Annotated in this window: 6 protein-coding genes; 4 read left to right on the top strand and 2 right to left on the bottom strand. The window is 70.3% G+C overall.

Annotated features, from left to right (window positions below; translation table 11 throughout):
- Nucleotides 1-320: 320 nt before the first annotated feature.
- Nucleotides 321-2168, top strand: coding sequence for a potassium transporter Kup (locus D7V93_RS31205; protein WP_120646856.1), 1848 nt, complete (start codon nt 321-323; stop codon nt 2166-2168).
- A 436-nt stretch (nt 2169-2604) separates the two neighbouring features.
- On the top strand, nt 2605-3618 hold the full coding sequence (locus D7V93_RS31200; RefSeq protein WP_120646855.1) for a hotdog family protein: 1014 nt from the start codon (nt 2605-2607) through the stop codon (nt 3616-3618).
- Between the two features lie 9 nt (nt 3619-3627).
- Here D7V93_RS31200 and D7V93_RS31195 read toward each other — a convergent pair whose 3' ends face one another.
- Together D7V93_RS31195 and D7V93_RS31190 are read right to left on the bottom strand one after the other, a co-directional pair.
- A complete protein-coding gene (locus D7V93_RS31195) occupies nt 3628-4209 on the bottom strand; it encodes a DUF2378 family protein (protein WP_120646854.1) in 582 nt (193 codons plus the stop codon).
- Nucleotides 4210-4383: 174 nt separating this feature from the next.
- Nucleotides 4384-5121, bottom strand: a complete 738-nt coding sequence (locus tag D7V93_RS31190; RefSeq protein ID WP_120646853.1) for a metallophosphoesterase — start codon at nt 5119-5121, stop codon at nt 4384-4386.
- Between the two features lie 433 nt (nt 5122-5554).
- On the opposite strand from D7V93_RS31190, the gene D7V93_RS31185 reads away from it, so the two are divergent.
- Together D7V93_RS31185 and D7V93_RS31180 are read left to right on the top strand one after the other, a co-directional pair.
- Complete coding sequence (locus tag D7V93_RS31185) at nt 5555-7168, top strand: N-acetylmuramoyl-L-alanine amidase (RefSeq protein ID WP_120646852.1); 1614 nt, start codon at nt 5555-5557, stop codon at nt 7166-7168.
- A gap of 64 nt (nt 7169-7232) precedes the next feature.
- Nucleotides 7233-8303 carry a TolB family protein gene (locus D7V93_RS31180; RefSeq protein WP_372338361.1) on the top strand — a complete coding sequence of 357 codons (1071 nt, stop codon included), beginning with the start codon at nt 7233-7235 and terminating at the stop codon, nt 8301-8303.
- The last annotated feature ends 80 nt before the right edge of the window (nt 8304-8383 follow it).

Below are 8383 nucleotides of genomic sequence, written 5' to 3'. Positions count from 1 at the left end.
CCGGTGCCCTGTCATGGGAGCACGCCCCCGCCCCGGACGCTGTGCGTCCAAGGTCCCGCCATCCCCGCTTTCACGGATGCAGGACACCCAGACCCCGCAACCGTTGGTGGACCACAGGGGCCTCGTTCCCCGGCACGGCACCCTTGAGGGCAGGAAGCAAGCGGCGCACATGGGAACACCCTGGGGCGGTTGGAAAGCAAAGGAACGGCACGGCTTCGGTTGCGGCGGCCCGGGGTTCGGCTAAAGCGGGGGCCGTGAACGCACCCTCGGATTCGACGGCCGCCTCTTCGGAGGGGCCGGATTCTCCCAAACGCATCGCGATGCTGGCGCTGGGCGCGCTGGGCATCGTCTACGGAGACATTGGTACCAGCCCGCTGTACGCCCTGCGCGAGTGCTTCTCCGGCACGCACGGCGTCCCCCCGACGCCGTCCAACGTGCTGGGCGTGCTGTCCCTCATCGTCTGGTCGCTCATCATCGTCGTGTCGGTGAAGTACCTCATCTTCGTGATGCGCGCGGACAACCGGGGCGAGGGCGGCATCCTGGCGCTGATGGCGCTGGCCATGCAGCGGCCCCGGGGGCAGTCGCACCGCGCGCGGCCGGTGCTCATCACCCTGGGCATCTTCGGCGCGGCCCTCATCTACGGCGACGGCGTCATCACCCCGGCCATCTCCGTGCTGAGCGCGGTGGAGGGCCTGAGCGTGGCCACCCCCGTCTTCCAGCCGTACGTGATTCCCATCTCGCTCGTCATCCTGGCGCTCCTGTTCCTCGTGCAGCGAAAGGGCACGGCGGGCATCGGCGCGGTGTTCGGCCCGCTCATGTGCGTGTGGTTCCTGACCCTGGCGGTGCTGGGCGTGAAGGAGCTCCTGCACAACCCCGCGGTGCTCTGGTCGCTGTCGCCCGTGCACGCCGTGACCTTCTTCATCGACAACGGGTGGCACGGCTTCCTGGTGCTGGGCGCCGTCATCCTGGTGGTGACGGGCGGCGAGGCGCTCTACGCGGACATGGGCCACTTCGGCGCGGGGCCCATCCGGCGCGCCTGGTTCATGCTCGTGCTGCCGTCGCTGGTGCTCAACTACCTGGGCCAGGGCGCGCTGCTCTTGCGCCATGCCGAGGCCGCCAGGAACCCCTTCTTCCTCCTGGCCCCGGACTGGGCCCTGTACCCGCTCGTCGCCCTGTCCACCGCCGCCGCGGTGATCGCCTCGCAGGCGCTCATCTCCGGCTCCTTCTCCACCACCCGGCAGGCGATGCAGCTGGGCTACAGCCCGCGCATGGAGGTCGTGCACACGTCCGCGGAGGAGATGGGGCAGATCTACCTGCCCGGCCTCAACGGCGTGCTGCTGGTGGGCGTGGTGGCGCTGGTGCTGGGCTTCGGCTCCTCCAGCCGGCTGGCGGCCGCGTACGGCATCGCGGTGACGACGACCATGGGCATCACCACGGTGCTCGCCTACGTGGTGGCCCGCGAGCGCTGGGGCGTCCGCCGCGCCGTGGCGCTGCCCATCGTGGGCGTGTTCATGCTGGTGGACGTGGCCTTCTTCGGCGCCAACGCGGTGAAGATCCCCGACGGCGGCTGGTTCCCGCTCCTGCTCGCCGTCTGCATCTTCACCCTCATGACGACGTGGAAGCGCGGGCGCGACATCCTCGCGGCCAAGCTGCGCGCGTCCAGCATCAGCCTCAAGGACCTGTTGGGCAGCTTCGGGGACCACCCGCCGGTGCGCGTGCCCGGCACCGCCATCTTCATGACGGGCAACCCGGAGGGCACCCCGCCCGCGCTCCTGCACAACCTCAAGCACAACAAGGTGCTGCACGAGCAGGTGGTGCTGCTCACCATCATCGCGGAGGACATCCCCCACGTGGTGGGCGTGGAGCGCGTGGAGGTGGAGCCCCTGGAGCAGGGCTTCGTGCGCGTCATCGCCCGCTACGGCTTCATGGAGAACCCGGGCATCCCGGACGTCCTCAAGCGCTGCCGGGAGAAGGGGCTCCAGTTCCAGCTCATGGGCACCAGCTTCTTCCTGGGCCGCGAAACGCTCATCCCCACCAAGAAGCCCGGCATGGCCGTGTGGCGCGAGGCCCTCTTCTCCTGGATGAGCCGCAACGCCCGCAGCGCCACCGCCTACTTCCGCATCCCGCCCAACCGCGTCGTGGAGCTGGGAAGCCAGGTGGAGCTTTGATTTCCGCCGCCGGAGCCCGGCGCCGGAGCCCCCATCGGGCTCCGGGGCTGACGCACCCCGACTTCACCGCGCGAGTAGGAATTCTTTTGAATCCTCACCTCGCGTCCTGGATATCGGGCCGTTTCCCCTCACTTCCAAGTGCTTGGAATCACTTGGGATAGGGGGAAAGCCGTGGGGTCGATATGACCCGTCAATGGTTGACACTGCGTGTCGGACGGGGGTTTACGGAGGCCCCTTCCTGCCGCATCTTGCCCCGCTGGGGCCCATAAATTCCGGCTTGGATAAAAAAATACGGTGGGGCAGCAACACTTCGGCCGATGAATCGAGAATCTTTTCGCGGGGCAGAAAAAATTCCTGTCCTGACGTAAGCAAACTTGGTTACTCTCCGGCCAGGTGTCCCCCGCCACCCGGCGTCTGAAACGAGGTCAGACCTTCCATGCTCCAGGCCATCGCCCCTGCCCCCATGTCTTCCTCGGCGTCCTCCGCGACGTCCGCCATGCCGTGGGTGAACCAGCCGCTGATGCCTCTGTCGGAGGCGGCGCCCTACACGGTGCTGAGCGCGCAGGAGCTGTACCCGCGCATCTGCGTTCGCGATCCGTACTTCGCGCTCAAGGACGTGACGGTGCTGCCGGGTGAGGTGGTGGCGCGCGTTCCGGTGCAGATGGACCCCGACGCGCAGGCGATGCCCATCGGGCTGGGCGAGGCGGGCCGTCACCTGGCCATCCTGGGCTCGTGCGCCTCGGCGCTGGTGGCGCCCAAGGACGGGCAGCACTTCTACCTGGCGAGCGCCGCGCGCGGTCAGTGGCTGCAGCCCTCCGCCCAGGAGCGCACCACGGACCTGCTGTGGGCGCTGGCGCAGGCGGAGTACACGGGCAAGCGCACCTGCACGGCGCGCACGCTGCTGTCCCTGTCGGACGGCACGCCGCTGTTCCGGCTGGAGGTGGACTACAACGTGCTGTCCGCCGCCGCCTTCACCCGCCTGTTCGGTCAGGCGAAGCTGGAGATGCGCGCCGCGCCCCGGCCCGCGGACAACGTGCAGCGCACCCCGGAGGAGTGGGCGAAGCTGCGGCAGAACCCGTACAGCAAGCCGCTGGAGCTGACGGACTGGCAGCTGGAGGGCGGCACCCTGCGCGCGTCGCTGGGCGTCACCCCGGAGCTGTGCAAGGGCCACTTCGCGATGCACCCGGTGATGCCGGTGGCCGTCGTCGCGGGCGGCATGACGCGCATGGCCACCACGCTGGGCCGTTCGCTGGAGCAGTGTGACACCGCCCGCTTCGTGGCGAAGGACGTGAAGCTGTCCGCGGACAGCCTGGCCTACGCGGGGCAGACCGTCGTCTTCGGGGCCCACCGCAAGCAGGTGCGCGGCGCCGACCACACCTTCGCCTGCACGGCGTCGGTGGGCGAGCGCGTCGTCGCGCAGCTGGACGTGACCTTCACCCGCGTGGACTGAAGCGCTCCGTCAGGCCCACTGGATGTCGTATTCCACGCGGTCGATGCCCTGCGGCCTCGCGGTGGCCTTGCCCGTGAGTCCCAGCACCTTGAGCGAACCGGTGAGGATGCCCACATGGTACGCGGGCGGCATCATGTCCCGGCGCATGCGCAGGGTGCCGGACTTCGTCCCCGTGGTGAGGTACTCGCGGTTGCCGTAGGACACCGCCGCGCTGTACGCCATCTGCGCGCCCGCGAAGAGCTTCTGCGGATCACCCCGGGAGATGATGCCGAAGATGAGCATCCCCGGTCCGGTGGAGTAGCGCGTGATGCTCACCTCGCCGCAGGCCTGGAACACCGCCTCCACCGACCCGAGCGTCCCCTCCAGCAGGTCCGCCACGGCGAACATCAGGAGCAGCAGCTCCTTCGCCGGGTACGAGCGCAGCTCCGCGTAGTCGTGGTCCAGCTCCCCCACGCGAATCTTCTCCATCCCGTTCGCGCCCGCGTGCTGCTGCACCAGGCCGAACACGGACTTGAAGATGAGGCCGCGGACGGAGTCCCCTGGTTGGAGGATGGCGATCCTGGCGGCGAGCTCGGCCTTGTCCGACGGCATGACTTCCACTCCTTGCTTCCCGCGAGAGGAAGCCGACTCCAGCTTAACGGGACACTCACACCTGTCGACAAAGCACCCGCCCCGTGAGCCCTATCTGGTGAGACGCTCGGGAACAACGTTCCGTGACAGGGATTCCAGCCCGACGTGGTGGGTCGTATCGCTCCCAGGCGCGGTTCAGCGCTCGTCCAGCAGCATCGGCGCGAAGCCCGCGGCGTCACACGAGGCGAGCACGTAGCGCACGCCCGCCCGCTCGCCGGTGAAGCCCGCCGCGATGCCGCCCGCGTGCAGGTGGCCGTACACGCAGACCTTGGGGGCGAAGGCCTCAATGGGGTCGCTGAACGCGGTGGCCCGCTCGTTGGCGTACACCGGCGGGAAGTGCACCGCGACGATGCGCGTGAGCGGCGTGGGGCTCTGCTGCTCCTTCTTGCGCGCGTCCTCCAGCGACGTGGCCAGCCTGCGCGTCTCGCGCTCCACGTAGCCCGCGTCGATGGGCTCGTCGCCCATCTCGCCGCCGGGCATGGGCGGGGCCTCGGGCGCGGTCCACAGCCGGGTGCCGGCGATGACCCACGGCCCCAGCACCACCGCGTTGTTGTGCAGGAAGCCCTCCAGCGTGCGGAACGGCTCCAGCAGCTTGCGCAGCTTGGACGCGGAGTCGCCCCACCAGTAGTCGTGGTTGCCGCGCACCAGCACCTTGCGCCCCGGCCGCGCGTCCAGCCACGCCAGGTCCTCCATCACCTCCGTGGTCCGCGTGGCCCAGGAGATGTCGCCCGCGACGATGACCGCGTCCTCCGGCCGCACCCGTTCGTCCCACGCGCGTTGCAGCGGGAGCGGGTGGTCCGTCCAGCCGAAGCGGTGCATGTCCTTCTGCCGCGTGGAGGGCAGGTGCGTGTCGCCGATGCCGAAGAGCCGCATGATGCTGGCGTCATAGCGGATGGCCTGACCGGATGTTGGCCCTTCGCGCGCCCCCGCCCCCAGGGCGGCTCGCCCTGGGGGTCCGCCAGGGCTTCAAATAGCGATAAATACAGGAAGTCGTGTAACAATCCATTACGTCACGGATGTCCTGGAACACGTCAGTGGGACACCCATGCACCACTCCTCTCAATGGACGGAAAAGCATGTCCCGGGGATGTAGGCAATTCCATGATTTCAGGCGTTTGAGGAACTCTATGGGCTCGGGGGGCTTTGGGGAAGTGGTGCATGGATGCACCGATGCGGAAGAAAACTGGACGAAGGTAACGGGCTGGAAGGGTCTGGCACGCATGGTGCTGTAGAAGCGGCGCCGGTCTCTCCCGTGGGAATGCGGGGGCGGCCCGTGGAGTCCCTCCCCCGACTTTGGAGTCACCTCATGTCAACGTTCCGCAATCCGTTCGCGGCGGCCGCCGCAGCCCTGGTGCTGTCCGCGTGTGGTCCCCAGGCGCAGCCCACGGAGACGCCCGCTCCCGCCGAGACGCCGTCGCAGCCGTCGACGGACACGGCCGGCAGCAGCCAGCCGCGTGAGCTGGATCCGCTGTTCGCGCAGGCCGCCCAGGAGTTCAACGTCCCGGCGGAGCTGCTCAAGGCGGTCTCCTACTCGGAGACGCGCTGGCAGATGGTGAAGGGCACGGAGGAGTTCCCGGGCCAGTCGCCCGCGTTCGGCCTGATGGCCCTGCGTGGCACGGACCTGGAGCAGGGCGCGGCGCTGGCGGGCGTGTCGGTGGAAGCGGCGCGCACGGACGCGGCGGCGAACATCCGCGCGGGCGCGGCGCTGCTCTCCCGGCTCGCCACGGAGGCGAACGTGGAGCGCGGGGACCTGGGCGCGTGGGCGTCCGTGGTCGCGCGGCTGAGCGGCATCCGCAACCCGGACGCGCAGGCGGAGCACGTGCACCGCGGCGTGTACGCGGTCCTCAACGAGGGCGCGGTGGCGCTCAACACGGATGGCTCGGTGGCGGCCTCCCTGGAGCCCGTGAAGGTGGAGGCGAAGTTCGCCCGCCCGCAGGTGAGGGCGATGGCGGCGGGTCCGGACTACGCGGCGGCCATCTGGCATCCGTCGCCCAACTACAACGCGCGTCCCGCGGGCGCCGGTGGCGACCCGTCGATGATCATCATCCACACCTGTGAGGGCAACTACGCCGGGTGCTGGGGCTGGCTCGTCAACCCCGACGCCGGCGTGAGCGCGCACTACGTGGTGAACGAGAGCGGCAGCGAGGTCTCGCAGCTCGTGCGCGAGTCCAGCCGCGGCTGGCACATCGGCGCCACCTACGACTGCAACCTCAACGGCGGCAAGGAGTGCTGGCTCAACGGCACGTCGGCCAACAACTTCACCATCGGCATCGAGCACGGCGGGTTCGCCAGCCAGACGAGCTTCCCGGCGGGGCAGATCGACGCGTCCGCGAAGCTGTCGTGCGACATCGCGCGCGACAACGCCATCGTGAAGGACAGCTACCACATCGTGGCGCACGGCCGCCTGCAGCCCGCGACGCGCACGGACCCGGGTCCCAACTGGCCGTGGTCGACGTACATCAGCAAGATCAACAGCTACTGCGGCGGCACCGTGCCGGCGGGTGAGATCGTCGTCGACAGCAACAACGCCAACAACGACGCGGCCAAGGCCCGCTTCGAGCTGACGGGCGCGTGGACGGCGGGCTCCAGCACCGGCTACTTCGGCAGCGGCTACTACTTCGCGGCCACGGAGGCCATCTCCGCGCCGGCGACGTTCTGGTTCTACCTGCCCACGGCGCAGACGCGCACGGTGGACGGCTGGTGGGTGGCGGGCACGAACCGCTCCACCGCCGCGGCGTTCATCTCCTTCAACGCGGAAGGCGCCAACCTGGGCACGGCCACCACGAACCAGCAGATCAATGGCGCCAAGTGGGTGGCGCTGGGCACGTACAACTTCAGCGCCGGCTGGAACAAGGTGCAGCTGAGCCGCTGGCAGGCCGCGGGCTCGGTGGTCATCGCCGACGCCATCCGGGTGCGCTGACGTGACGCGGGGCCTTGAACGGAAGCCGCGTTTCGGGCCCCTCCGGGCACGGCGCTGGTGGGCCGTGCTCGGGTTGCTGGGTGCCGTGGGCTGCGAGGGCCGCTGTGGCGGCGCCTCCGCCACGGCCCCCGGTGTCCCCTCCCCATCGCAGTCCCTCTCGGAAGCGGAGCGGCGGGCCCTGCCGGGCACCATCGTCTTCCTCTCCGAGCGGGCGGGACAGAAGGACGTGTGGCGGGTGACGCCCGCGGGCGAGGAGACGCAGGTCACCTCCGCGCCGGAGGACGAGTACCCCGGCCCGCCGTCGCCGGACGGCCGCACGCTGCTGGTGGTGGCGTCGGGCGAGGCGAACGGGGGCGTGTTCCAGCAACTGCGCGCGCAACCCCTCTCCGGAGGGGCGGCGGTGGCGCTGCATCCGCCCAGGCCCCGCGCGCGCAACGCGAGCTGGGGCCCGGACGGCAAGTGGCTCGTGACCGAGTCGGACGCGCAGGGCTTCAGCGACGTGGTGCGCCTGCCGCTCGTGGCGAACGCGGTCGACACGCCGGTGACGCACGTGAAGCAGGGCTGCTTCGAGCCGGCGGTGTCCCCGGACGGCACGGAGGTGGCCTGCGTGTGCAGCGGCGAGGGAGACCCGGAGGTCTACGTCTACCGCGCGGACGGCACGGGCGAGCCCCGCCGCATCACCACGTTCTACATGGAGGACCGCTCGCCGCAGTGGAGCCCGGACGGCCGGTGGCTTGCGTTCGTGAGCAACCGCGAGCGCCGGGAGCGGGTGTACCTGGTGCGGCCGGACGGCTCCGACGTGCGCGCCCTGTCCGGCGAGGGCTTCGCGGGCGACGAGCGCGAGGCGGCCTTCAGTCCGGACGGCCAGCGCGTGGCGTACGTGGCGCGGTTGGAGGACGGCAAGAGCCGCATCTGGGTGGCGACGGTGGCGGGCGGCGCCCCGGTGGCGCTGACGGACGGCACCCACCGCGACGACATGCCGGCGTGGAGCCCGGACGGCAAGGCCCTGGTGTTCGTCTCCGAGCGCGACGGCGACACCGACCTGTACCTCATGCGCGCGGACGGCACGGGCCAGACGCGGCTCACCACGGCGAAGGGCGCGGACTGGCTGCCCCGCTGGTTCGTCCCGCGCTGAGCGCGCGGCGCGGCCTTCAGCCCGCCCGCTGCCGCGGGGTGGCGGTCCCGGGGGGCGCGGCTGCTGGGGTGGCGGCGGCC

Origin of the sequence: Corallococcus llansteffanensis (assembly GCF_003612055.1) — a bacterium.
GTDB classification, from domain to species: domain Bacteria; phylum Myxococcota; class Myxococcia; order Myxococcales; family Myxococcaceae; genus Corallococcus; species Corallococcus llansteffanensis.
This window is presented reverse-complemented; position numbering and strand designations above follow the sequence as displayed.